This is a genomic window from Mycobacterium sp. NBC_00419 (assembly GCF_036023875.1).
GTDB lineage: Bacteria > Actinomycetota > Actinomycetes > Mycobacteriales > Mycobacteriaceae > Mycobacterium.
Genome location: NZ_CP107931.1, coordinates 3,469,514 through 3,492,220, shown reverse-complemented (window position 1 = coordinate 3,492,220; position 22,707 = coordinate 3,469,514). Strand labels below are relative to the sequence as shown.

Genomic DNA, 22,707 nt, shown 5'->3' with positions numbered 1-22,707 from the left:
TCAGCGGCCACCGCAGCAGGCCCCTCAGCGCGAGATTCCCCGGATGTAGGCGGCCTGGCCGAGATGCTGCATGCAGTCGTCGAAGATGCTGACAAGTCGCGCGCTGGCCGTGACCGGCGGATCCCAGTTCTCGTCGACCACGCGGGCGAGTTCCTCGGTGGTGACGGTGGCGATGTACTCCAGCGTCATCTTGTGCACCGCGTGGTAGTAGCCGGCCAGCAGATCAGCCGGAGCCCGCACCTTGCCGACGTCCTCGGACGTGTGCCCGTAGCCGTGGGCATCCCGCGGCAGGTCGAGATTGAACTGGTCCACCCAGTCCCCGGTGAACCACACCTGCTCGCTGCCGACGATCGCCGCCAGTTGCGCGTCCTGGATCCGCGCGCTGTGCCAGATCAGCCAGGCGATGCTGTTGGCCGTTGAGGTGGGCCGGAAGAAGGAGACCTCGTCGGTGAGGTCGTCGGTGAGGTCGTCGACGTGCTCGATGATGCGGGTGAAGGAGTCGCGCAGGAGTTCGCGCGCGGCTTCGGCATCCGTAGGTGAGTCGGCCATGTCCTGTGACGCTACGCGGAGTTGGTCGGGGTCGGGGCCGCGGGTTGTGCGCCGTGGAAGACCGCCTCGACGTTGTTGCCGTCCGGGTCGCGGACGAACGCACCGTAATAACCGGGGTGGTACTCCGGCCACAACCGCGGCGCGTGCAGCGACTCCGCACCCAGACCCACGGCGGCCTCGTAGAACCCGTTGACGGCGTCGGAGTCGGTGGCGGCGAACGCGATGTGCACCTCGCGGTTGGGGCCCATCCCGGCACCATCGGCGATCCAGAACTCGGGATGGCCGTCTCGGCCGTAACCGACAGCGGGGCCAACGTCCATCACCGGCAGATAGCCCAGCACGGCCAGCACCCGGTCGTAGAAATCCCGCGATCTCGGGTAGTCCGAACAATTGATTCCGAAGTGATCGATCACAGCTTCCATCATGCAGGCCGCTCCGACGTAATCTCGTCCCATGAGCTACGACCTGGTCATCCGCAATGGCACCATCGTCGACGGTCTGGGAGGTGAACCGTATCTCGGCGACGTCGCCGTGTCCGACGGCGTCATCGCGGCCGTCGGCACCGTCCCCGAGGACGGCACCCGAGAGATCGACGCCACGGGTCTGCTGGTCACCCCCGGTTTCGTCGACCTGCACACGCACTACGACGGGCAGGCGATCTGGTCGGACCGAATGACACCGTCGTCGGCGCACGGGGTCACCACCGCGGTGATGGGCAACTGCGGCGTCGGGTTCGCGCCGTGCCGCCCCGAGGATCACGACGTGCTGGTCGACGTCATGGCCGGCGTCGAGGACATCCCCGGCGTGGTCATGGTCGACGGACTGCCGTGGACCTGGGAGACCTTCCCCGAGTTCCTCGACGTACTGGAGTCGCGGCAGCGCGACATCGACGTCGCCGCATTCCTTCCGCACTCCCCGCTGCGCGTCTACGTGATGGGTCAGCGTGGCGTCGATCGCGAACTTCCCACGACCGAGGACCTGGCGCTGATGCGCAAGCTGGCCGAGGAGGCGATACGCGCCGGCGCGCTCGGCTTCGCCTCGTCACGGCTTACTTTGCATAAAACCTCTGGCGGACAACCCATTCCGAGCTACGAAGCACAGTACGAGGAGATTGAGGCGATCGCCCGCGGTGTCGACGACGCGGGCGGTGGCCTGCTGCAGTTCGTGCCGGATCTGATGGCCGGCGATTACGAGGGTGCGCTGAGCGCGGTATTCGACGTCGCCTCGGAGGTGGGGCTGCCGGTGACGTTCACACTCGCGATCGGCAACGCAGGCCCGCCGATCCACCTCGACGCACTACGCATGGTCGAGAAAGCCAACGCCAATGGCGGCGACGTCACGGGACAGATCTTCCCGCGCCCGATCGGCCTGGTGCTCGGCCTGGACTTGTCCGGCAACCCGTTCGTCATGTACCCGTCCTACCGGGAGATCGCCGATCTGCCGCTGGCCGAGCGTGTCGCCGAGATGCGCAAACCCGAAGTGCGCGAGCGCATTCTGAATGACAAGCCAGCGAGCGACGGGCATCCGCTGATGTTCGCCGCCCAGGCGTGGGACTACATGTTCGCGCTCGGCGATCCGCCGAACTACGAACCCTCGCCCGAGGATTCGATCGGCGCACGGGCTCGCGCCCGCGGCGTCAGCCCACTCGAGGAGGCCTACGACCGGCTGCTCGACGACGACGGTCACGCCATGCTGCTGGTCACGCTGGCCAACTTCCGCGATAACTCGCTGGACACGGTCGCGGAGCTGATTCAGCGCGACGACGTCGTCCTCGGCCTCGGCGATGGTGGCGCCCATTACGGAATGATCTGCGACGCGAGCTTTCCCACCTACATGCTGACGCACTGGGTACGCGACCGGGAGTCGGGCCGGTTGTCGGTGGAGCGGGTTGTCCAGGAGCTGACGTCGGTTCCTGCACGTGTCGCCGGGTTGGCGGACCGCGGCCGGCTCGCGGTGGGCTACAAGGCCGACGTCAACGTGATCGACGCCGACGCGCTGCGACTGCACCAGCCGACCGTCAAAGCTGACTTGCCCGCGGGCGGGCGCCGACTCGACCAGACGGCCGACGGGTATGTCGCGACGATCGTCGCCGGTGAAGTGATCGCGGAGAACGGCGTGCCCACGGCGGCGCGGCCGGGCAAGCTGATCCGGGGACGGCAACCGGCGCCTCCGGAGGGCAGGAGCGCAGCGAGCCGGGAATTAGCCTGAGCGTGAGCCGTGTCGCACCGCTGGCTGAGCCGTGGAGTGACACCGACGCGGCCGACATCGGCAGCTGGGGCCATCCCGATCGCAGCTATGAGCCGCTACTGCTGGTGCGTTGCCTGCAGCGCCACCCGGACATGGCACGCAAGCTGCGCGCGATGGGCGAATCGCTTTACCTCGACACACGGTTGCCGCCGCGCACCCGAACCATCGCAATCCTGCGGATCTGCGGGCTGGTTCGGTGTGCCTACGAGTGGGGCGGGCAAGCAGCGTTCTGGGGCCCTCTGACCGGGGTGTCCGGCGACGAGGCCGATGCACTGGCCGTCGGCGACCCCGCCGATCCGCGGTGGAGCGCCCAGGAGCGCACGCTCATCACGGCGGTCGACGAACTGGAGCACACCGGTTCGTGGTCGGATAAAACCTGGGCGTCGCTCGGCGAGAGCTTCGACGACGAACAGCGGATGGAGCTGTTGATGGCCGTCGGCTGGTACCGGACGGTGTGCACGCTGTGCAACGGGATGGACTTGCCGGTCGAGGGGTGGATGCGCCCCTGGCCCGGTTCAGCGCCGTGACGTGTCGCGCTTGAGTGCGGGGTGCTGACGGGTCAGGAGCGGGAGCAGCACCTTGTGCGGCAGCAGCTGGAAAATCCGGGTACTGATGACGTTCTGGACCCCGGCGATCACGTCGCCTCGATCCCCGGCGAGCGCGTCGATGCCGATCTTGGCGACGGTCCTCGACGGCATCCACATGAATTTCGGGAAAGCAGCGGCGAATTCGCGTTCGTCGATGCCCGCCGCGCTGAGGAACTCGGTACGCACCGGACCGGGGTGTAGCACCGCCGCGGTGACGCCCGTGCCGGCGAGCTCGCCGCGCAGCCCGGCGGTGAAGGAGCGGACGAACGCCTTGGTGGCCGCGTAGCCGGCTTGGCCCGGGAAGGGCTGGAAGCCTGCGGTCGACCCGACGTTGAGGATCGCTCCGCGACCGCGGGGCACCATCTGCTGAACAGCCCGCGTGGTGAGGTCGATGACGGCCTCGACGTTGACCCGAACCTGAGCGATCTCGTCGGCCACTGGGGCGGAGGCCACCGAGCCGACGACGCCGATGCCGGCGTTGTTGACCAGGATGTCGATGGTCAAGCCGCGGGCGGCCACCTCGTCGAACAATGCGGCGCGGGCGGCGGGGTCGGCGACATCGCAGGCGATGACTTCGACGCGGACCTGGTCGGCGAGTTCGGCGGCGAGCTCGCGAAGCTTGTCCTCGCGGCGGGCGACCAGCGTGACACCGTGCCCGCGCGCTGCGAGTTCGCGGGCGAGGTCGGCTCCGATACCCGAGGATGCCCCGGTAACGACTGCGGTGGACGTGGGCGAGGGCTGCGGTAACGGCATGTGGTCGGCAACCTGTGTGCTCCCCGTCATATTCCCGGGCGCCGCGACGTATCGTCGGCCCATGAGCGTCAAGGTGGATCTCGATCAGCTCGTTGCGACCCTGGACGACTACGCATTCGGCTACCTCATCACCGTGAGCGACGACCATCGGGCACATACCGTTGCCGTCGATCCGGTGCTGCGCAACGGCGTGTTCGGTGTCGGCGGCGTGGGCAACAGCACGCGCCGCAACGCGTCGGCTCATCCCCACGTGACGATGGTGTGGCCACCGAATAAGCCCGGCGGATACAGCCTGATCATCGACGGCCTGGCTGAGTTCATCGCGGATCAACTGCAGGTGACGCCGCAGCATGCGGTGTTGCACCGGCCGGCCGTGCCCGGCGTGCCGACCGCCTCGGGGTGCGGTGACGACTGCGTACCGCTGTGAGCCGCGAGTGTGGGGCTTGTGCACACAAATTCGCCGAAATCCGTGCATAGCAACCACATTCGTGACTAGACCGGGCAGCCAGAGGCGCGCAGCTTGGCACGAACACGTTCGACGATGACGTGCGGCCGCGACATCATCGCCGCGCTGACTCGGACTACCACCCAACCAGCCGCCTCGAGTAGCGCGATGCGGTCGATATCCCATGACCGCTGCCTGCGGTCAGTCCAGTGCTGCACGCCGTCGTACTCGACAGCGACCTTCCATTCCCGCCAGCCCATATCAACGCGGACATGCAGATCATCAACGCGGACATGCAGATCGCGGAACTGAATCTGCGTCTCCGGCACCGGTAGACCGCCCCCGACAAGAATCAGACGCAACCGGCTCTCCTGCGGAGACTCGGCGCCGCCGTCGACGACGTCGAGGCTCCGGCGCAGTCTCGCGACACCACGACTTCCTTGGTGTCGTTCAGTCAGTTCTCTCACCTCGGCCGGCTTGATCCCCGTGGCGTTCAGTAGCGCATCCAGGATTGGGACGGGCTGGGGGTGAAGCCGGCCAATGTCGAACGCCGTGCGGGCCGGCGTCGTGACGGTCATGCTCGCCACGAGACACACCTCCTCAGGAAGCAGGCTCCACGAGCGGATGACCATTCCCGGCGGCGAATGCCGATCCGCACGAAGCACTTCCGCCGGCACGGACGCGTTGATCCATTTCGTGCCGTGAGCCGCCGCGGCGGACAGCCCGCACAACGGTGAACCGGTGGACAACCATGCAGCACGCGCCCGCAGGTATGCCGTCAGCTCGACATCACGCCGCAGATACACGTCGCGGTAGATGGGTGTGTAGTCGCGGGCAAGTCCGCGTCGGGTGAGGTCGCCGCGACGTACCGCCGCGCTGCCGATGATGAGTTCCATACGGGCAAAGGTGTCCGGCGGACCCGACGAGCGTGGGCCCCGTACACGGATTTCGAGCCGATCCTGTGCATGAGGCCCACACTGGGGACAACGAAAAGCCCCGGCGTGCAGAGCACGCCGGGGCTTCTTCGTACAGGGACTTAGAAGTCCATACCGCCCATGCCACCGGTCGGGTCGCCCGCGGGTGCGGACGCCTTCTCCGGCTTGTCGGCGACGACGGCCTCGGTGGTGAGGAACAGCGCCGCGATGGACGCCGCGTTCTGCAGCGCCGAGCGGGTGACCTTCACCGGGTCGGCGACGCCGGCCTTGAGCAGGTCCTCGTACACACCGGACGCGGCGTTGAGGCCGGTTCCGGAGGGCGAGTTGGTGACCTTCTCGGCGACAACACCGGGCTCGAGACCCGCGTTGAAGGCGATCTGCTTCAGCGGAGCCGACAGCGCGACGCGCACGATGTTGGCACCGGTGGCCTCGTCGCCCTCGAGCTTGAGGTCGTCGAGAGCAGGAGCCGACTGCAGCAAGGCCACGCCGCCACCGGCGACGATGCCCTCCTCGACAGCAGCCTTGGCGTTGCGCACGGCATCTTCGATGCGGTGCTTGCGCTCCTTGAGCTCCACCTCGGTGGCAGCTCCGGCCTTGATCACCGCAACACCGCCGGCCAGCTTGGCCAGGCGCTCCTGCAGCTTCTCGCGGTCGTAGTCGGAGTCGCTGTTCTCGATCTCGGCACGGATCTGCGCCACGCGACCGGCGATGGCCTCGGAGTCACCCGCACCTTCGACGATGGTGGTCTCGTCCTTGGTCACCACGACCTTGCGGGCCTGGCCCAGCAGCGCCACGTCGGCGGTCTCCAGGGAGAGGCCGACCTCTTCGCTGACGACCTGGCCACCGGTGAGGATGGCGATGTCCTGCAGCATGGCCTTGCGGCGGTCACCGAAGCCCGGGGCCTTGACGGCCACAGACTTGAAGGTGCCACGGATCTTGTTGACCACCAGGGTGGACAGGGCTTCGCCCTCGACGTCCTCGGCGATGATCAGCAGCGGCTTGCCGGACTGGATGACCTTCTCCAGCAGGGGCAGCAGATCCTTGACGGTCGACACCTTGGAGCTCACCAGCAGGATGTAGGGATCCTCCAGGATGGCTTCCTGACGCTCGGCGTCGGTGACGAAGTAGCCCGAGATGTAGCCCTTGTCGAAGCGCATACCCTCGGTGAGCTCCAGCTGCAGGCCGAAGGTGTTGGACTCCTCGACGGTGATGACACCCTCGTTGCCCACCTTGTCCATGGCCTCGGCGATCAGGTCGCCGATGGTCTGGTCGCCCGCGGAAATCCCGGCCGTGGCCGCGATCTGCTCCTTGGTCTCGACCTCCTTGGCGCTCTTCAGCAGCGTCTCGGTGATCTTCTCGACGGCCTTCTCGATGCCGCGCTTCAGGCCGAGCGGGTTGGCGCCGGCCGCGACGTTGCGCAGACCTTCGCGAACCAGAGCCTGGGCCAGAACGGTGGCGGTGGTGGTGCCGTCGCCCGCGACGTCGTCAGTCTTCTTGGCGACTTCCTTGACCAGCTCTGCGCCGATCTTCTCGTACGGGTCCTCCAGCTCGATCTCCTTGGCGATGGACACACCATCGTTGGTGATCGTGGGGGCGCCCCACTTCTTCTCCAGGACGACGTTGCGACCCTTGGGGCCCAGCGTCACCTTGACCGCGTCGGCGAGGGCGTTGAGGCCCCGCTCGAGGCCGCGGCGTGCCTCTTCGTCGTAAGCAATGATCTTGGACATTGCGAAGTGAATCCTCCGGTTGGGGGTTACACGCTTCTGGCCGGACGCAGTGCCCGCGACGGACGACCGCTGCTGTGTTCGGCTGCGGTCTCACCGTCCCGACCTAGCACTCACTGGTCGCGAGTGCCAACGTCATTCTTAGCACTCGACCATGGCGAGTGCAAGGTTGCCCGGAGGTGTTCACGCAGCGCGTAGACCGTCGAGGACCACCTCGATGAGCCGTTCGGCGGCCGCATCGTTGTACCCCTGCATCGCTTGCAGCCCGACCAGCAGCGCCTTGACGTCAGCGACGCCGACGTCGCGTCGAACCGCACCGGCGTCCTGCGCAGCCCGGAGAAGGTCCGCGAGCACCCGCAGGAAGTCACTCTCGGCATCGGGCATGACCGCTTTGACGTCGACCCCCAGGCCAGCCAGAGCCTCGCTGAGGCCGCGATCGGTCGCACCCCACTTGAGCACCATCGATCGCAGGAAGGCGAACAACGCGTCGTCGGGAGCCGCGGTCGCCAGCAGTTCGCGCCCTTCCTCGACGATGTCGCGGATCCGGTTCTCGACGACGGCGCGGTAGAGATCCTCCTTGGTCGGGAAGTTGCGGTACACCGTGCCGGCGCCGACCCCGGCCCGGCGGGCGATCTCGTCGATGGGCACCGACAGCCCTTCGGCGGCGAAAGTGTCATAGGCGACCTCGAGGACGCGGGCGCGATTGCGGCTCGCGTCGGCGCGCATCGGCCGGTCCATGGTCACCACCTTTTGGAATAGATAACCGGGGCGTACGTTCCGTATAACTGAAAGCAACCGGAGCGCTCGCCCCGTTTAGCCCTATCGTAGGAGAAGACATGAGCAAGTGGACCGCCGCCGACATTCCCGACCAGAGCGGGCGCACCGCCGTGATCACCGGCGCCAACACCGGCCTGGGTTACGAGACCGCCCGAGCCCTCGCCGCGCACGGCGCTCGCGTGGTGCTCGCCGTGCGCAATCTCGACAAGGGCAAGGCGGCCGCCGACCTGATCGCCAGGCGCTCCCCCGGCGCCGAGGTCTCGGTTCAGGAGCTGGACCTGACATCACTGAACTCCATCCGCGCCGCCGCCGAGCAGTTGCGCGCCGGCCACGACAGCATCGACCTGCTGATCAACAACGCGGGAGTGATGCTGACACCCAAGGCCACCACCCAGGACGGCTTCGAGCTGCAATTCGGCACCAACCATCTGGGCCACTTCGCGTTGACCGGCCTGCTTTTGGACCGGCTGCTCGCCGCCAAGGACTCGCGGGTTGTGACGGTCAGCAGCAACGGACACCGCTTCACTCGCCGCGGAATCCGCTTCGACGACCTGCAGTCCGAGCGCAGCTACAACTCGCTGACCGCGTACGGCCAGTCCAAGTTGGCCAACCTCCTGTTCACCTACGAGCTGCAGCGACGCCTGGCCGGCACCAGCACGATCGCCACTGCCGCACACCCCGGCGCCTCGAGCACCGAGCTCGCGCGCCACGTACCCGGGCCGATGCAGTCTGCCTTCCGGCTGTTGGAACAGAGCTCCGAGATGGGCGCGCTGCCCACACTGCGGGCCGCGACCGATCCGTCGGTGCAGGGCGGCACGTACTACGGACCACGCGGACTCCTGGAGTTGCAGGGCTATCCCAAGCAGGTCAAGTCCAACAACCGCTCGCACGACGTCGAGGCCCAGCGCCGGCTGTGGTCGGTATCCGAGGAGCTGACCGGGGTGGTCTACCCAGTCTGAGGCGGGCAGAGTGGGTGGGGTGTCGCTGATCGTGCCGCCCTACCCACCGCCCCGCTACACCGCCGACGAACCGGAGGTGAGCGCCTGGCTCAGGCGCGGCGACGAGCCGCCCGATTTCGACGCGTTCGGCTTGGTGAAGTACCACTACCTCGCCGACCAGGCGGCCACCGGCGGCGACTACGGTCTGTACCGCGTCGAGATCGCACCGCACGGCGGCGGCCCCGGACCGCACTTCCACCGCGCCATGTCGGAGGCGTTCTTCGTGCTGTCGGGCACCATCTCGCTCTACAACGGAACCGACTGGGTCGACGGGCACCCCAATGACTACCTGCATGTGCCGCCGGGCGGTGTCCACGGCTTCCGCAACGAGGCCGACGCGCCGGCGTCGCTTCTGATGCTGTTTGCTCCGGGCGCGCCGCGCGAGCACTACTTCGAGGGCTTGGCCACGCTGAGCGAGCTTTCCGACGACGAGCGTCGCGAGTTCTTCATCCGCCACGACAACTTCTTCGTCTGACGACACGCCGGATCGAAATGCGGATGCGGATCCGCTTGCGTTAGAGTCCATTCCGTTCAGAGAGGAGTCCCACGGGTGCGGGCAGAGGATGCGCCCAGCACCCAGGCATTGCGGGGCTGGCAGCGGCGGGCGTTGGTCAAGTACCTGTCGGACGCTCCTCGGGATTTTCTCGCAGTCGCGACTCCGGGCGCCGGTAAGACCACCTTCGCCCTGCGGATCGTCGCCGAATTGCTCGCCGAAGGCACCGTCGAAACCGTCACCATCGTGGTGCCCACCGAGCACCTCAAGATCCAGTGGGCGCAGGCCGCCGCGCGGCACGGCATCGCGCTGGACCCCAAGTTCTCCAACTCCAACGCGCGAACCTCGACCGACTATCACGGCGTCGTCGTCACCTACGCCCAGGTTGCCAGCCACCCCACCCGGCATCGGGTGCGCACCGAGAACCGCAAGACCCTGGTCGTCTTCGACGAGATCCACCATGGCGGGGATGCCAAGACGTGGGGCGACGCCATGCGCGAGGCGTTCGACGACGCGACCCGGCGGCTCTCGCTGACCGGCACGCCGTTCCGCAGCGACGACAGCGCCATCCCGTTCGTCACCTACGAGGCCGGACCCGACGGATTCGCCCGCTCCCAGGCCGACCACATCTACGGGTACTCCGAGGCGCTGGCCGACGGCGTGGTGCGGCCGGTGATGTTCATGGCGTACTCCGGGGAGGCACGCTGGCGTGACAGTGCGGGCGAGGAGCACGCCGCCCGCCTCGGCGAACCGCTGACCGCCGAGCAGACCGCCCGGGCGTGGAAGACCGCCCTGAATCCGGCGGGTGAGTGGATGCCCGCGGTGATCGCCGCCGCCGACACCCGGTTGCGTGGCCTGCGCGAGCATGTCCCCGACGCCGGCGGCATGATCATCGCCTCCGACCAGACCGCGGCCCGCGCCTACGCCGACCTGCTGCTCAAGATCACCGGCGAGTCCCCGACGGTGGTGCTCTCCGACGACCCGGGCTCCTCGGACCGCATCTCGCAGTTCTCGGCGGGCACCTCACGGTGGCTGGTAGCCGTGCGAATGGTGTCCGAAGGGGTCGACGTGCCGCGCCTGGCGGTGGGCGTCTACGCCACCAGTGCGTCCACCCCGCTGTTCTTCGCCCAGGCGATCGGCCGGTTCGTGCGGTCACGGCAGCCCGGCGAGACGGCCTGCATCTTCCTGCCGTCGGTGCCCAATCTGCTGCTGCTGGCCAGCGAGATGGAAGCCCAGCGCAACCACGTGCTGGGCAAGCCGCACCGCGAAACCGAAGACGATCCCCTCGATGCCGAGTTGGCCGCGCAGAAGCGCGACGAGCCCGACGACGAGCAGGGCAAGATCGAGTACCTCGGCGCCGACGCCGAACTCGACCAGGTGATCTTCGACGGCTCCTCGTTCGGGACGGCGACTCCGGCGGGTAGCGACGAGGAGGCCGACTACCTCGGCATCCCCGGCTTGCTCGACGCGGCGTCGATGCGAGATCTGTTGCGGCGCAGGCAAGAAGAGCAGTTGACCAAACGCACCGCCAGCGGTGAGGTGCCGCGTCCGTCGACCCATGGCCAGATCAGGGACCTGCGACGTGAGCTCAACACCCTGGTGTCACTGGCCCATCACCGCACCGGCAAGACACACGGGCAGATCCACAACGAACTGCGCCAGATATGCGGTGGCCCACCGGTGGCCGCAGCCAGCCGCGATCAGCTCAAGGCGCGGATCGATGCGGTGCGCGGACTCACCGCACGGCCCGGGTGACGGATCGGGCTCACAGCCCCAGTAGCCCCGGAACGTCCGCCACCGAATCCAGCACGTGATTGGGCTGCATGGCGAATTCGTCTGCCACCCAACGGTCTAACGTGTCCTGACGGAATTTTCCGGTGCGCACCAGCACCCCGGTCATGCCGACCACCTGGGCGGCCAGGACGTCGTTGTTGAGGTCGTCGCCGACCATGTACATCTCGTCGGGATCCACCCCGAGGCGCGCCGCCGAGGCCACGAAACCGGCCGGTGCGGGCTTGCCGACCGCGGTGGCCTTGCGGCCCGAGGTCTGTTCCATCCCGATCAGGTACATGCCGGTGTCGATGCGCAGTCCCGCGGTGGTGTTCCAGGCGGTGCTGCGATGCATGGCCACCACCGGCACCCCCTGGGCCATCCACTCGTAGACCCGCGACAGCGTGCGGTGGCTGTACTCCGGTCCGGCCCCGCCGAGCAGGATGACGTCCGGCGTTCCGGGGTCGACGCCGTCGTCGTAGACGGCCGGGTCGACGATGTCGATACCGGGCATGTCATCGGTGATCTCGCCGTTGTTGACCAGAAAACAGCGCGCGTCCGGGTAATTGGCGCGCACGAAGTCGGCGGTGAGCACCGCGGCGGTGATGACCTCGTCGGGCCGAACCTCCATGCCGGCCGTGCACAACGCCGAGGCGATCTGCTGGCGGGTGCGCGTCGTGGTGTTGGTCAGATACGACCGCGCGACCTGGTGGTCGGCCAGCACCCGAAGCGCCTCGGCCGCGCCGGGAATCGGCTCCCAGGATGTGACCAGGACGCCATCGATGTCGAACAACACACCACCGATAGCCATACCGCGACAGTAAACGGCCCCGGCTTGTATGCAAGTTGGGCCGACGTATCGTCTGACACATGAGCGGCAGCAGATGGACCGCGGCCGACGTCCCCGACCAGAACGGGCGCGTCGCGGTGATCACCGGATCCAACACCGGTATCGGCTACCAGACCGCAGCAGTGCTCGCCGACCGCGGCGCCAAGGTCGTCATGGCGGTGCGCAATCTCGACAAGGGACGGGCGGCCAGAGCACAGATTCTGGCGGCAAGCCCTGATGCCGACGTCGCTGTGCAGGAGCTTGATCTGACGTCGCTGGAATCGATTCGCGGCGCGGCGCAGGCGCTGCGATCGGACTATCCGCGAATCGACATGCTGATCAACAACGCCGGTGTGGCGTGGACGTCGAAGCAGACCACCAAGGACGGCTTCGAGCTGCAGTTCGGCACCAACCATCTGGGCCACTTCGCGTTGACGGGGCTGCTGCTCGAGAACGTGCTGGCGGCCCCGGCCTCCCGCGTGGTGACCGTGTCAAGCCTCGCCCACGGCACTCTGGCCGAGATCGACTTCGACGACTTGGGTTTGGACCGCCGCTATAACCGCATCGCCGCCTACGCCCGGTCGAAGCTGTCCAATCTGCTGTTCACCTACGAGCTGCAGCGCCGGCTCGAGAACGCCGGTTCCGAGACGATCGCCGTGGCGGCGCACCCCGGGGTGTCGTTCACCGAGCTGGGCCGCAACCTTCCCGCAATCCTGCAACCGGCCACCCGGCTGGTGGGCCCGCTGATCCTGCAGAGCGCCACGATGGGCGCACTGGTGCTGCTGCGCGCTGCCACCGATCCCGGTGTCAGCGGTGGCCAGTACTACGGCCCCGACGGCACCGGGGAGCGCCGTGGCCATCCCGTCGTCGTCCAGTCCAGTTCCCGCTCGCACGACGTCGATCTACAGCGGCAGCTGTGGACGGTGTCCGAAGAGCTCACCGACGTGAGGTTCCCGATCTGATGCGCACCGTCGAAGAACATCAGCGCGTCGTCGCCGACCTGATCACGGCCGCGCCGCCGGCGACCGTTGGGCTGGCCGAGGCCGAGGGACGGGTGCTCGCCGGCGATGTCGCGGCCCCGCTGTCGTTGCCGGTATTCGACAACTCCGCGATGGATGGCTACGCCGTGCGCGCCGAGGACGTCGCGGGCGCCGACGCCGAGCATCCGGTGAGACTTCCTGTCGCCGAGGACATTCCGGCCGGCCGCACCGACCCGCTGACCTTGGCGCCGGGTACCGCCCACCGCATCATGACCGGCGCTCCGCTGCCTGCCGGTGCGACGGGCGTCGTCGCGGTGGAACTGACCGACGGCGGAACCGAGACGGTCGAGATCCGGTCGGCAGCCAGGGAAGGGCAGTACATCCGGCGCGCCGGCGAGGACGTGGCCGCCGGGACGACGGTGCTGCACTCCGGGCACCTGGTCACCCCGGCCGCACTGGGACTGGCTGCCGCCCTGGGCCTGGGCAGCCTGACGGTAGTGCCGCGCCAGCGGGTGCTGGTGATGTCGACAGGCTCGGAACTGGTGTCGGCGGGCACAGACCTCAAGCCCGGCCAGATCTACGAGTCCAACGCCATCATGCTGGCCGCCGCGGTGCGCGAGGCGGGCGGCGAGGTGGTGGCCAACCCGACCTCCAGCGACGACGTCGTCCAGTTCAGCGCCGTGCTGGAGGGCTATCTGAATGACCCGGCCGGCCAGGTCGATCTGATCATCACCTCCGGTGGGGTCAGCGCCGGCGCCTACGAAGTGGTCAAGGACGCCTTCGGGGGTGGGGCTGCCGACGGTCGCCGGCCCAGCGCGGTCGAGTTCGTCAAGGTCGCGATGCAGCCCGGCATGCCGCAGGGCGCGGGCCTTATCAACGGCACCCCGATCATCACGCTGCCGGGCAATCCGGTGAGCGCGCTGGTGTCCTTCGAGGTATTCGTCCGGCCCGCACTGCGCGCGGCCATGGGCCTGCCCGATCCGCACCGCCCGCGGCGCAGCGCCGTGCTGACCGAAGGGTTGAACTCACCAAAGGGCAAGCGGCAGTTCCGCCGCGGCGTGTACGACGCGGCGACGGGCACGGTCACCACCTACGGTCCGCCGGCCTCGCATCACCTGCGCTGGCTGGCCTCGGCCAACTGCCTGCTGGAGATCGCCGAGGACGTCACCGAGATGGCCGCCGGCGACCAGGTCCAGCTGTGGGACCTCACCTAGATCCGGACCTGCTGTCGCATCAGTAGAATCACGCCGATGGCCAGACGCCCCCGCACAGCGGACGACACCATGAAGTCCGGCCCGCAGCGGCTGGTCGCGCTGGTGCGTTCCTCGGTTCCACCGGTTCACCCCGCCGGCCTGCCCTTCATCTCGGCCGGACTGGCCGTGGCGGCGCTGGGCCGCAAGAACCGCTGGGTGCGCCGGGCGGGCCTGGCAGCCGCGGCGGCCAACGCCGGGTTCTTCCGTCACCCACCACGGCTGCCACCGAGCCGTGCCGGTGTGGTCGTCGCCCCCGCCGACGGCCTGATCTGCCTGGTTGAGGAGGCCGAGCCGCCGGCCGAGCTGGGCCTTCCTGCCGGCCCGGTCCCCCGCGTGAGCATCTTCTTGTCCCTGCTGGACGCCCACGTCCAGCGCACACCCGTCGGCGGCGAGGTCATCGACGTGCAGTACCGGCCCGGCAGATTCCATTCCGCCGACCTGGCCGCCGCCAGTGAGGACAATGAACGCAACAGCGTGCTGATCCGCACGCCGGAAGGACGGGATGTGGTGGTCGTACAGATCGCCGGACTGGTGGCGCGCCGCATCGTGTGCGACATCCACCCCGGAGACAAGGTGGCCATCGGCGACACCTACGGGCTGATCCGGTTCGGCTCCCGCCTGGACACCTACTTCCCCGCCGGATCGCAGATACTGGTCGAGCCGGGCCAGCGTGCGCTGGCCGGCGAGACGGTACTGGCGCAGCTGCCGTGATCACGCCGCGCATCCGCTCCCGCCGGGGGCTGCGCATCCTGCCCAGCGCGACCACCGTGCTGGCCATCTGCGCCGGTCTGACGTCGATCAAGTTCGCCCTCGACGGGCGCCCGCACGTCGCGCTCGCACTGATCGGCGCTGCCGCCGTGCTCGACGGCATCGACGGTGGCATCGCCCGGGCTCTGCAGGCGCAGTCCCCGATGGGCGCCGAGATCGATTCGCTGGCCGATGCGGTCAACTTCGGTGTCGCTCCGGCACTGGTCATCTACGTGACGCTGCTTCCGACCTCGCCCATCGGCTGGATCTTCGTATTGCTCTACGCGGTCTGCGTGGTGCTGCGGCTGGCGCGATTCAATGCACTTCTCGACGACGACACCCGCCCGGCCTACACCAGGGAGTACTTCGTCGGCATGCCGGCGCCGTGTGGTGCGGTGGGCGCGATCGGCCCGCTCGCCGCGATGCTGCAGTTCGGCCACGGGTGGTGGACCTCGACATGGTTCCTCTGCGCGTGGCTGGCGGCAAACTCGATCCTGCTGGTGAGCCGCGTGCCTACCCTGGCGCTCAAGTCCGTGTCGGTGCCGGCCAATGCCGCGCCGATCCTGCTGGGGCTGGTGGCGGCCGTCGCCGCCGGACTGCTGTTATTCCCCTACGTACTGGTCCTGCTGATCATCGTCGGGTACCTGTTCGTCATTCCGTTCACCGTGTACAGCCAGCGCTGGGTGGCCGCGCGTCCGGAGACCTGGGATGCCAAACCCGGCCAACGGCGCGCGGCGCGGCGGGCCATTCGTCGCGCCGAGCATCCCAACCGCCGCCGATCCGTCAGCCGGCTCGGCCTGCGCAAGCCAGGAGGCTGAACCCGGTGTCATCCCTCGACGTCGCCGGCCCGCCACCGCCGGCTTCCAGCCTGGCTCTGACAGCGCGGCTGAACACCTCGGCACTGGATTCCCGCCGCGGCGTGGTGCGGCTGCATCCGGAGGCCATCGCCGCCCTGGGCATCCGGGAATGGGATGCGGTGTCGCTGACGGGTTCTCGCACCACCGCCGCAGTCGCCGGCGTCGCCTCACCGGACACCCCTGCCGGGACCGCTCTTCTCGACGACGTCACGCTGTCCAACGCGGGCCTGCGCGAGAACACCACGGTGCTGGTCTCTGCGGTGACGGTGTACGGGGCGCGGTCGGTGACGTTGCGGGGCTCGACGCTGGCCACCCAGTCGGTGTCCTCGGCGACGCTCCGGCAAGCGCTGCTGGGCAAGGTCATGACGGTCGGTGACACCGTGTCGCTGCTGCCCCGCGACCTGGGCCCCGGCACCTCGACGTCGGGGGCCAGTTCGGCGCTGGCGTCCTCGGTGGGGATCACCTGGACCTCCGAGCTGCTGACCGTCACCGGCACCGATCCCGCCGGACCGGTGAGCGTGCAACCTAATTCGTCGGTGACATGGGGCGACGGGGTGACGCCGGGTCCGGCACCGGTGGGCCACGGTGCCGCGGTGAGCCCGCCGATGGTGTGGCCGGAGGCGCCGCCGGTTTCGATGGACGACCTCAAGGGTCAGCATGTGCAGGCCGGCCGGCTCACCGAATGGCTCAAGCTCGCACTCGACGAGCCGGCCCTGCTGGAAAAGCTTGGCGCCAAACCGAATCTGGGCGTGCTGATCACCGGGCCCGCCGGTGTCGGCAAGGCGACCCTGGTGCGGGCGGTGTGCGCGGGTCGGCGGCTGGTCGAACTCGACGGCCCCGACACCGGGGCACTGGCCGCCCAAGATCGGCAGCGGGCCGTCGCCGAGGCGGTGGCCACGGTGTGCGACGGCGGCGGCGTCCTGCTGGTCAGCGATATCGACGCGCTGCTGCCCACCCCGCCCGAACCGGTCGCGACGATGGTTCTTTCCGAGCTGCGCAAGGCAGTGGCCGCCCCCGGGGTGGCTCTGGTGGCGACCTCCCAGCAGCCCGACGCACTGGATCCGCGGCTGCGCGCCCCGGACCTGTGCGACCGGGAACTGGGCCTGAGCCTGCCCGACGGAGCGACCCGCAAGGCACTGCTGGAGGTACTGCTGCGCGACGTCCCCGCCGAGGAGCTCAATCTCGACGAAATCGCCGATCGCACACCGGGATTCGTGCGAGCCGACCTGGCGGCACTGGTCCGCGAGGCTGCACTGCGGGCAGCCGCGCGAGCCAGCGAGGACGGCAAGCCACCCGCACTGATCCAGGACGACCTCAAGGGAGCACTGAGCGTCATCCGGCCGCTGTCGCGCTCGGCGACCGAAGAGGTGTCCGTCGGCTCGGTGACCCTCGAGGACGTCGGCGACATGGTCGCCACCAAGCAGGCGCTGACCGAAGCCGTGCTCTGGCCACTGCAACATCCGGACACCTTCGCCCGCCTCGGAGTCGAACCGCCGAAGGGTGTTCTGCTCTACGGCCCGCCCGGCTGCGGCAAGACGTATGTGGTGCGGGCGCTGGCCAGCTCCGGACGGCTCAGCGTGCACGCTGTCAAGGGTGCCGAACTGATGGACAAGTGGGTCGGCTCCTCGGAGAAGGCGGTCCGCGAACTGTTCCGGCGGGCAAGGGATTCCGCGCCGTCGCTGGTGTTCCTCGACGAGATCGACGCGCTGGCCCCGCGGCGTGGGCAGAGTTTCGATTCCGGGGTGACCGACCGGGTGGTGGCCGCGCTGCTGACCGAGCTCGACGGTATCGAGCCGCTGCGCGATGTCGTGGTGCTCGGCGCCACCAACCGTCCAGACCTGATCGACCCCGCGCTGCTGCGTCCGGGCCGACTCGAGAAGCTGGTCTTCGTCGAGCCGCCGGATGCCGAGGCCCGCAAGGAGATTCTGCGCACCGCCGGAAAGTCGGTACCGCTGGCCGCAGAGGTCGACCTCGAAGCGCTGGCAGGCGAACTCGACGGCTACAGCGCCGCCGACTGTGTGGCCCTGCTGCGCGAGGCGGCTCTGACCGCGATGCGCCGCTCCATCGACGCCGCCGACGTCACCGCCGCCGATGTGGCCAAAGCCCGCGAGAACGTGCGCCCCTCACTGGATCCCGCACAGGTCGAGTCCCTGCGGGAGTTCGCCGCCGGGCACTAGTTCCGCTGCCGAGTGTGAACCCTGATACGCCCGGGGCGGCGTGTCGCGGATGACACCGCACACTCGCTGCCGGCGAGCTCCTCAGGCGCCTTCGGCGATGCCTGCCAGTCGGTCGATCGAGGCGCGGAGGTTCTCGGCCGTGGTGTTGCGGGCGCGCTCGAGCCGCGCGGGATCGGTCAGCCGGGTCCAGTCGTAGGTGTGGGTGACCAGGGTGCGCTCCTGGTCGACCGGGCGCAGTTCCCAGCGCCACAGGTGACCGGGCGGCGGCGTCCCCTGCTGGGAGGGCTGCCAGGCGATCAGCCGCCCCTCCTCGAACTCGACCACGTGGTTCTCCCGGACCGCGCCGTGGTTGAGCGTCATGGTGAAGACGGCGCCGGCCGAGCGGACGCGCTGGCCCGCCGGGGCATGGCCGAGGTTGTCGTTGCCGTCCCATTCCGGCTGTCGCGCGGGATCGGCGATGAGGTCGAAGATCGCCGCAGCGGGCGCGGCGATCTCACTGCTGGCACTGACCACTTGTTGTTCGGACACCCGATCATTCAACACAACCATTGACAGTCCTATAGTGACATGTCAAAGTTGGACGGTATGAACACCACCACAGCCCGCGTCGGAGACCACGACCGCACCGCCACCGCTGACCTGCTGTCCCAGGCCCTCGCCCAGGGATATATGGACCTCGCCGAGTATGAGACCCGCGTCCAGGCGGCATTCGCCGCACAGACCACCGACGACCTGCGCCGCATCGTCGCCGACCTGCCGGTGGCCCATCTGCGCCGCACCGACCCGCGTCGGATCACAGCCCGCAAGAGCGCCGCACGCACCTCGGTGCGGCTGCACCTGGGCGCCTATGCGGCCATGGTCATGATTGTGCTGACCGTCTGGCTCGCCGTCGCGCTGACCGCGGGTGCCTGGTACTTCTGGCCGATCTGGCCGATCCTCGGCGGGGCCGTCGGCGTCGTCGGCCACGCCCTTCCGGTCCGGACCTACTGCCGCTGAGAAAGATTGCTGCGCAGTCTGATTCAGCGTCGATACCGAACACCTGACGGCAGGGGCTCTCCGGGCGGGATTCGTCCGGCCGGCTCAACAACGTAGACTAGCTGGCAAGACCTAGCCGAAAACCTTGGCTGACACCCCGACCGACCGGTAGATCACCGACGCGCTGGCGCGTGGAATAGATCACGACGCGCCGCGCGCCCTACAGACCGGAGTGCCATGCTCGTCATCCTGCTCGCGCACGCGATCGCCGCCGTCCTGGCGCCGGTTCTCGTGCGCCGCTGGGGACGGCAGGCGTTCTATCCGCTGGCACTGGTTCCCGCCGCATCGCTGATCTGGGTGGCGACGAACTGGCCGCAGCCGGGCCGGCCCGCCCCGAGCGTCGATGTGCCCTGGGTGCCCGAACTGTCGATGAACATCACGCTGCGCTTCGACACACTCTCAGCGGTCATGAGCGTGCTCGTGCTCGGCATCGGCGCCCTGGTGCTGTTCTACTGCGCGGAGTACTTCCATCACCGCGACGGCCACACCGAGAACCGGCTGCCCAGCTTCGCCGCCGAACTCGTGGCGTTCTCCGGCGCGATGTTCGGCCTGGTCGTCGCCGACAACATGCTGCTGCTCTACACCTTCTGGGAGCTGACGACGGTGTTGTCGTTCCTGCTCGTCGGGCACTACGCGGAGCGGGCCACCAGCCGCCGCGCCGCCATGCAGGCCCTGCTCGTCACCACCGCGGGCGGTCTGGCGATGTTGGCCGGCATCATCATCCTCGGCCATTACTCCGGGACCTACCTGCTGTCAGAACTGGTGGCCGCACCACCGCACGGGGTTGCCGTCGGGGTCGGCGTCGTATTGGTGCTCGTCGGCGCGGTATCGAAGTCGGCGCTGGTGCCCTTCCACTTCTGGCTACCCGGCGCGATGGCCGCGCCCACCCCCGTCAGCGCCTACCTGCACGCGGCGGCCATGGTCAAGGCGGGTGTCTACCTGATCGCCCGGCTCAACCCCGGCTTCGCCGACTCCCCCGGCTGGCGTCCGACCGTCATCACCCTGGGCCTGGCCACCATGCTGCTGGCGGGGTGGCGCGCGGTGCGTGAGTACGACCTCAAGCTGATCCTGGCCTTCGGCACGGTGAGCCAACTCGGCTTCATCACCGTGATGGTCGGCGGCGGCGGCCAGGACCTGATGCTCGCCGGGCTGGCCATGCTCTGCGCACACGCACTGTTCAAGGCCACGCTGTTCATGGTGGTCGGCGTCATCGACCACTCCACCGGCACCCGCGACATCCGCAGGCTGGCCTGGCTGGGCCGCCGGATGCCTGCGCTGTTCGTCATCGCGGCCGGGGCGACCGCCAGCATGGCGGCACTGCCGCCGTTCCTCGGCTTCGTCGCCAAGGAGGCCGACTTCGAAACCCTGGCCCACAGCGAGTCACTGGGCCCGTGGGCGCCCGTCGTCCTGGCCGGGGTGGTCGCCGGATCGGTGTTCACCACGATCTACAGCCTGCGATTCCTGTGGGGAGCCTTCGCGCGCAAGGGTTCTCATGGGCCGACAGTCCTGGTGGCCAACCTGCACCGGCCGTCGGCGGTGTTCCTGGTGGCCCCGGCCATCCTCGCCGCGGCCGGGCTGTTCTTCGGGCTGGTGCCCAGCACGCTGGACCACACCCTCGACAACTACGCCGAGACACTTCCTCCCGCCGGTGCCGCCGACGGCACCTACAACCTGGAGCTGTGGCACGGGTTCGGCCTGCCGGTGCTGCTGTCGGCGCTTGTCCTGGCGGCGGGCACCGCGGCGTTCGTCAGCCGTGACCGGTTGCAGCGGGCCCGCATCGGCCGCTACCAGCCGCTGGGCAACGCCGACCGGGTCTACGACGCGGTCATCCGCGGTGCCGACGTGGTGTCGGTTCGGTTGACGGCGGCCACGCAGCGCGGCTCGATCCCGGTCACCCAGTCGGTGATCCTGTCCACGCTGGTGCTGCTACCCGTCGCGGTGCTCGTCCTCGGGGCGCGCGACCGTCCGGATTTCCGGCTGTGGGACTCCCTGGTGCAACCGGTGGTCGGCCTGCTGATCCTGGCTGCGGCGGTGGCCGCGACCGTGATGCGCAACCGGCTTGCCGCGGTCCTCCTCGTCGGCATCACCGGGTACGGGTGCGGTGTCATCTTTGCGCTGCACGGTGCCCCGGACCTGGCGCTGACCCAGTTCCTGGTGGAGACCTTGTTGTTGGTCATCTTCGTGCTGGTGCTGCGGACACTTCCGGCCGAAGCCGAGGAGGCCGGCGCCAAGCGCCACCGCCTGCCCAAGGTGCTGCTGTCGCTGGCGGTCGGGGCGACGGTGACCACCCTGGCGGTGTTCGCCAAAGCGGCCCGCACCACCACACCGATCGCCGACCTGCTGCCCGATGCCGCCTATTTCCGCGGCCACGGCGCCAATACCGTCAACGTGCTGCTCGTCGACATCCGCGCCTGGGACACCCTGGGCGAGATCTCGGTGTTGGTGGTGGCAGCCACCGGGGTGGCCTCACTGGTGTTCCGCAATCGCCGATTCGGTTCGGCACCAAGGGTTTCCGATGTCGGCCAGCCCGATATTGCTGTGCTGCAGACAGTTCCGTACAGCCCAGCGGTCAGCGACACCACCTGGCTGCGGGGCAGCGAACTGCGTGACCCGCGCTACCGCTCGCTGGTACTGGAGGTCGCGACCCGACTGATCTTCCCGCTCATCATGGTGCTCTCGGTGTACTTCTTCTTCACCGGTCACAACACACCCGGTGGCGGCTTCGCAGGCGGATTGACCGCCGGGCTGGCCCTGGTGCTGCGCTACCTGGCCGGCGGCCGCTACGAACTCGGCGAGACCCTGCCGCTGGACGCCGGCAAGATCCTCGGCTTCGGCCTGGTGCTGTCGGCGGGCACCGCGGTGGGCTCGATGCTGTTGGGAGCACCGGCATTGTCGTCGGCAGTGATCACCCTGGACATACCGTTGCTGGGCACCGTCAAGTTCGTCACCGCCCTGTTCTTCGACCTCGGGGTGTACCTGATCGTCGTGGGACTGGTGCTCGACGTGCTGCGCAGCCTAGGCGCGCGCATCGACGTCGAGATGGCCGAAGCGGCGCCGTCGGCAGCGAAGGCGGGGGCGCGGTGAACACCTACCTCGTTCTGCTCGTCATCATCGGCGGGCTCACCAGCTGCGGGGTGTACCTGCTGCTGTCGCGCAATCTGACCCGAATGTTGTTGGGCCTGTTGCTCGTCGGCAACGCCGTGAACCTGCTGATACTCACTGTGGGAGGACCGTCGGGCAATCCTCCGGTGCGCGGGCGCACCAGCGGATCGGAGACCACGACGGCGGACCCGTTGGCGCAGGGCATGATCCTGACCGCCATCGTCATCGCGATGGGCATCGCCGCATTCGTGCTCGCCCTGACCTACCGCTCGTTCCGGTTGACCACCGAAGAGGACGTCGAGAACGACCCCGAGGACACCAGGGTGTCGAAGCTGTCCGACGAGGAGGCCTCCTCGATCGACGACGACGCTCCGGTGCACGAGCCGGCCCGCGACACCGACGAGCCCGACGAACTCGACGCGCTGCCCGGCCATCAGGGGTCGCGATGA

General features: G+C 68.5%; 22 protein-coding genes. 14 read left to right on the top strand and 8 right to left on the bottom strand.

Annotation, left to right across the window (positions count from 1 at the left end; all coding sequences use genetic code 11):
* Positions 1–24 precede the first annotated feature (24 nt).
* Entirely contained in the window at positions 25–549 is a 525-nt protein-coding gene (locus OG976_RS16545) for a mycothiol transferase (protein ID WP_328350764.1), read from the bottom strand.
* Between the two features lie 11 nt (positions 550–560).
* Positions 561–962 carry a VOC family protein gene (locus OG976_RS16540; protein ID WP_328350761.1) on the bottom strand — a complete coding sequence of 134 codons (402 nt, stop codon included), beginning with the start codon at positions 960–962 and terminating at the stop codon, positions 561–563.
* Between the two features lie 40 nt (positions 963–1,002).
* Here OG976_RS16540 and OG976_RS16535 point away from each other — a divergent pair, with 40 nt between their 5' ends.
* Together OG976_RS16535 and OG976_RS16530 are read left to right on the top strand one after the other, a co-directional pair.
* Positions 1,003–2,757, top strand: coding sequence for an N-acyl-D-amino-acid deacylase family protein (locus tag OG976_RS16535; RefSeq protein WP_328350758.1), 1,755 nt, complete (start codon positions 1,003–1,005; stop codon positions 2,755–2,757).
* Between the two features lie 2 nt (positions 2,758–2,759).
* On the top strand, positions 2,760–3,323 hold the full coding sequence (locus OG976_RS16530; protein WP_328350755.1) for a carboxymuconolactone decarboxylase family protein: 564 nt from the start codon (positions 2,760–2,762) through the stop codon (positions 3,321–3,323).
* Here the strand turns inward: OG976_RS16530 and OG976_RS16525 are convergent.
* Complete coding sequence (locus OG976_RS16525; protein WP_328350752.1) at positions 3,312–4,136, bottom strand: SDR family NAD(P)-dependent oxidoreductase; 825 nt, start codon at positions 4,134–4,136, stop codon at positions 3,312–3,314. The genes OG976_RS16530 and OG976_RS16525 overlap by 12 nt on opposite strands.
* A gap of 61 nt (positions 4,137–4,197) precedes the next feature.
* On the opposite strand from OG976_RS16525, the gene OG976_RS16520 reads away from it, so the two are divergent.
* Positions 4,198–4,563: a pyridoxamine 5'-phosphate oxidase family protein gene (locus tag OG976_RS16520; RefSeq protein WP_328350749.1), complete on the top strand. Its 366-nt coding sequence runs from the start codon at positions 4,198–4,200 to the stop codon at positions 4,561–4,563.
* A gap of 65 nt (positions 4,564–4,628) precedes the next feature.
* Here the strand turns inward: OG976_RS16520 and OG976_RS16515 are convergent, their stop codons facing one another.
* The 3 genes from OG976_RS16515 to OG976_RS16505 form a co-directional block, all read right to left on the bottom strand.
* Positions 4,629–5,477 (bottom strand): DUF559 domain-containing protein, encoded by an 849-nt coding sequence (locus OG976_RS16515; protein ID WP_328350746.1) that lies wholly within the window; start codon positions 5,475–5,477, stop codon positions 4,629–4,631.
* A gap of 140 nt (positions 5,478–5,617) precedes the next feature.
* Positions 5,618–7,243: a chaperonin GroEL gene (gene groL / locus OG976_RS16510; protein WP_328350743.1), complete on the bottom strand. Its 1,626-nt coding sequence runs from the start codon at positions 7,241–7,243 to the stop codon at positions 5,618–5,620.
* Positions 7,244–7,423: 180 nt separating this feature from the next.
* On the bottom strand, positions 7,424–7,987 hold the full coding sequence (locus OG976_RS16505; RefSeq protein WP_442930346.1) for a TetR/AcrR family transcriptional regulator: 564 nt from the start codon (positions 7,985–7,987) through the stop codon (positions 7,424–7,426).
* 89 nt (positions 7,988–8,076) lie between these two features.
* Between OG976_RS16505 and OG976_RS16500 the strand changes: the two genes are divergently transcribed.
* From OG976_RS16500 to OG976_RS16490, 3 genes are all read left to right on the top strand, one after another.
* Positions 8,077–8,976: an SDR family NAD(P)-dependent oxidoreductase gene (locus OG976_RS16500; RefSeq protein ID WP_328350740.1), complete on the top strand. Its 900-nt coding sequence runs from the start codon at positions 8,077–8,079 to the stop codon at positions 8,974–8,976.
* A 19-nt stretch (positions 8,977–8,995) separates the two neighbouring features.
* Positions 8,996–9,490, top strand: coding sequence for a cupin domain-containing protein (locus OG976_RS16495; RefSeq protein WP_328363657.1), 495 nt, complete (start codon positions 8,996–8,998; stop codon positions 9,488–9,490).
* Between the two features lie 75 nt (positions 9,491–9,565).
* Positions 9,566–11,263 (top strand): DEAD/DEAH box helicase, encoded by a 1,698-nt coding sequence (locus tag OG976_RS16490; protein WP_328350737.1) that lies wholly within the window; start codon positions 9,566–9,568, stop codon positions 11,261–11,263.
* Positions 11,264–11,273: 10 nt separating this feature from the next.
* Here the strand turns inward: OG976_RS16490 and OG976_RS16485 are convergent, their stop codons facing one another.
* A complete protein-coding gene (locus OG976_RS16485; protein ID WP_328350734.1) occupies positions 11,274–12,089 on the bottom strand; it encodes an HAD-IIA family hydrolase in 816 nt (271 codons plus the stop codon).
* Between the two features lie 59 nt (positions 12,090–12,148).
* Between OG976_RS16485 and OG976_RS16480 the strand changes: the two genes are divergently transcribed.
* Genes OG976_RS16480 through OG976_RS16460 form a run of 5 tightly spaced genes read left to right on the top strand, consistent with a single transcriptional unit; the run spans position 12,149 to position 18,121 of the window.
* Positions 12,149–13,069 carry an SDR family NAD(P)-dependent oxidoreductase gene (locus tag OG976_RS16480; protein ID WP_328350731.1) on the top strand — a complete coding sequence of 307 codons (921 nt, stop codon included), beginning with the start codon at positions 12,149–12,151 and terminating at the stop codon, positions 13,067–13,069.
* The gene (moeA, locus tag OG976_RS16475) at positions 13,069–14,301 is read left to right on the top strand and encodes a molybdopterin molybdotransferase MoeA (protein ID WP_328350728.1); all 1,233 of its coding nucleotides are present in this window, start codon (positions 13,069–13,071) and stop codon (positions 14,299–14,301) included. The genes OG976_RS16480 and moeA overlap by 1 nt, the downstream gene beginning before the upstream one ends.
* Positions 14,302–14,337: 36 nt before the next feature.
* Positions 14,338–15,051 carry a phosphatidylserine decarboxylase gene (locus OG976_RS16470; protein WP_328350726.1) on the top strand — a complete coding sequence of 238 codons (714 nt, stop codon included), beginning with the start codon at positions 14,338–14,340 and terminating at the stop codon, positions 15,049–15,051.
* Positions 15,051–15,905 (top strand): CDP-alcohol phosphatidyltransferase family protein, encoded by an 855-nt coding sequence (locus OG976_RS16465; RefSeq protein WP_328363655.1) that lies wholly within the window; start codon positions 15,051–15,053, stop codon positions 15,903–15,905. Before OG976_RS16470 ends, OG976_RS16465 begins: the two co-directional genes overlap by 1 nt.
* 5 nt (positions 15,906–15,910) lie before the next feature.
* A complete protein-coding gene (locus OG976_RS16460) occupies positions 15,911–18,121 on the top strand; it encodes an AAA family ATPase (protein WP_442930345.1) in 2,211 nt (736 codons plus the stop codon).
* An 81-nt stretch (positions 18,122–18,202) separates the two neighbouring features.
* On the opposite strand, the gene OG976_RS16455 is transcribed toward OG976_RS16460, so the two are convergent.
* Complete coding sequence (locus OG976_RS16455) at positions 18,203–18,649, bottom strand: SRPBCC family protein (protein ID WP_442930344.1); 447 nt, start codon at positions 18,647–18,649, stop codon at positions 18,203–18,205.
* Between the two features lie 57 nt (positions 18,650–18,706).
* Here OG976_RS16455 and OG976_RS16450 point away from each other — a divergent pair, with 57 nt between their 5' ends.
* The 3 genes from OG976_RS16450 (at position 18,707) to OG976_RS16440 (ending at position 22,707) form a co-directional block, all read left to right on the top strand.
* Positions 18,707–19,117: a DUF1707 domain-containing protein gene (locus tag OG976_RS16450; RefSeq protein WP_328350721.1), complete on the top strand. Its 411-nt coding sequence runs from the start codon at positions 18,707–18,709 to the stop codon at positions 19,115–19,117.
* Positions 19,118–19,333: 216 nt separating this feature from the next.
* Positions 19,334–22,240, top strand: a complete 2,907-nt coding sequence (locus tag OG976_RS16445) for a Na+/H+ antiporter subunit A (protein ID WP_328350718.1) — start codon at positions 19,334–19,336, stop codon at positions 22,238–22,240.
* Positions 22,237–22,707, top strand: coding sequence for a Na(+)/H(+) antiporter subunit C (locus tag OG976_RS16440; protein WP_328350715.1), 471 nt, complete (start codon positions 22,237–22,239; stop codon positions 22,705–22,707). The genes OG976_RS16445 and OG976_RS16440 overlap by 4 nt, the downstream gene beginning before the upstream one ends.

Bases quoted from the DNA above. Each gene is read 5' to 3' on its own strand.
- OG976_RS16485 (WP_328350734.1), bottom strand. From the start codon at position 12,089: ATGGCTATCGGTGGTGTGTTGTTCGACATCGATGGCGTCCTGGTCACA.
- OG976_RS16525 (WP_328350752.1), bottom strand. From the start codon at position 4,136: ATGCCGTTACCGCAGCCCTCGCCCACGTCCACCGCAGTCGTTACCGGG.
- OG976_RS16480 (WP_328350731.1), top strand. From the start codon at position 12,149: ATGAGCGGCAGCAGATGGACCGCGGCCGACGTCCCCGACCAGAACGGG.
- OG976_RS16470 (WP_328350726.1), top strand. From the start codon at position 14,338: ATGGCCAGACGCCCCCGCACAGCGGACGACACCATGAAGTCCGGCCCG.
- OG976_RS16450 (WP_328350721.1), top strand. From the start codon at position 18,707: ATGAACACCACCACAGCCCGCGTCGGAGACCACGACCGCACCGCCACC.
- moeA (WP_328350728.1), top strand. From the start codon at position 13,069: ATGCGCACCGTCGAAGAACATCAGCGCGTCGTCGCCGACCTGATCACG.
- OG976_RS16515 (WP_328350746.1), bottom strand. From the start codon at position 5,477: ATGGAACTCATCATCGGCAGCGCGGCGGTACGTCGCGGCGACCTCACC.
- OG976_RS16535 (WP_328350758.1), top strand. From the start codon at position 1,003: ATGAGCTACGACCTGGTCATCCGCAATGGCACCATCGTCGACGGTCTG.
- OG976_RS16520 (WP_328350749.1), top strand. From the start codon at position 4,198: ATGAGCGTCAAGGTGGATCTCGATCAGCTCGTTGCGACCCTGGACGAC.
- OG976_RS16445 (WP_328350718.1), top strand. From the start codon at position 19,334: ATGCTCGTCATCCTGCTCGCGCACGCGATCGCCGCCGTCCTGGCGCCG.
- groL (WP_328350743.1), bottom strand. From the start codon at position 7,243: ATGTCCAAGATCATTGCTTACGACGAAGAGGCACGCCGCGGCCTCGAG.
- OG976_RS16545 (WP_328350764.1), bottom strand. From the start codon at position 549: ATGGCCGACTCACCTACGGATGCCGAAGCCGCGCGCGAACTCCTGCGC.
- OG976_RS16500 (WP_328350740.1), top strand. From the start codon at position 8,077: ATGAGCAAGTGGACCGCCGCCGACATTCCCGACCAGAGCGGGCGCACC.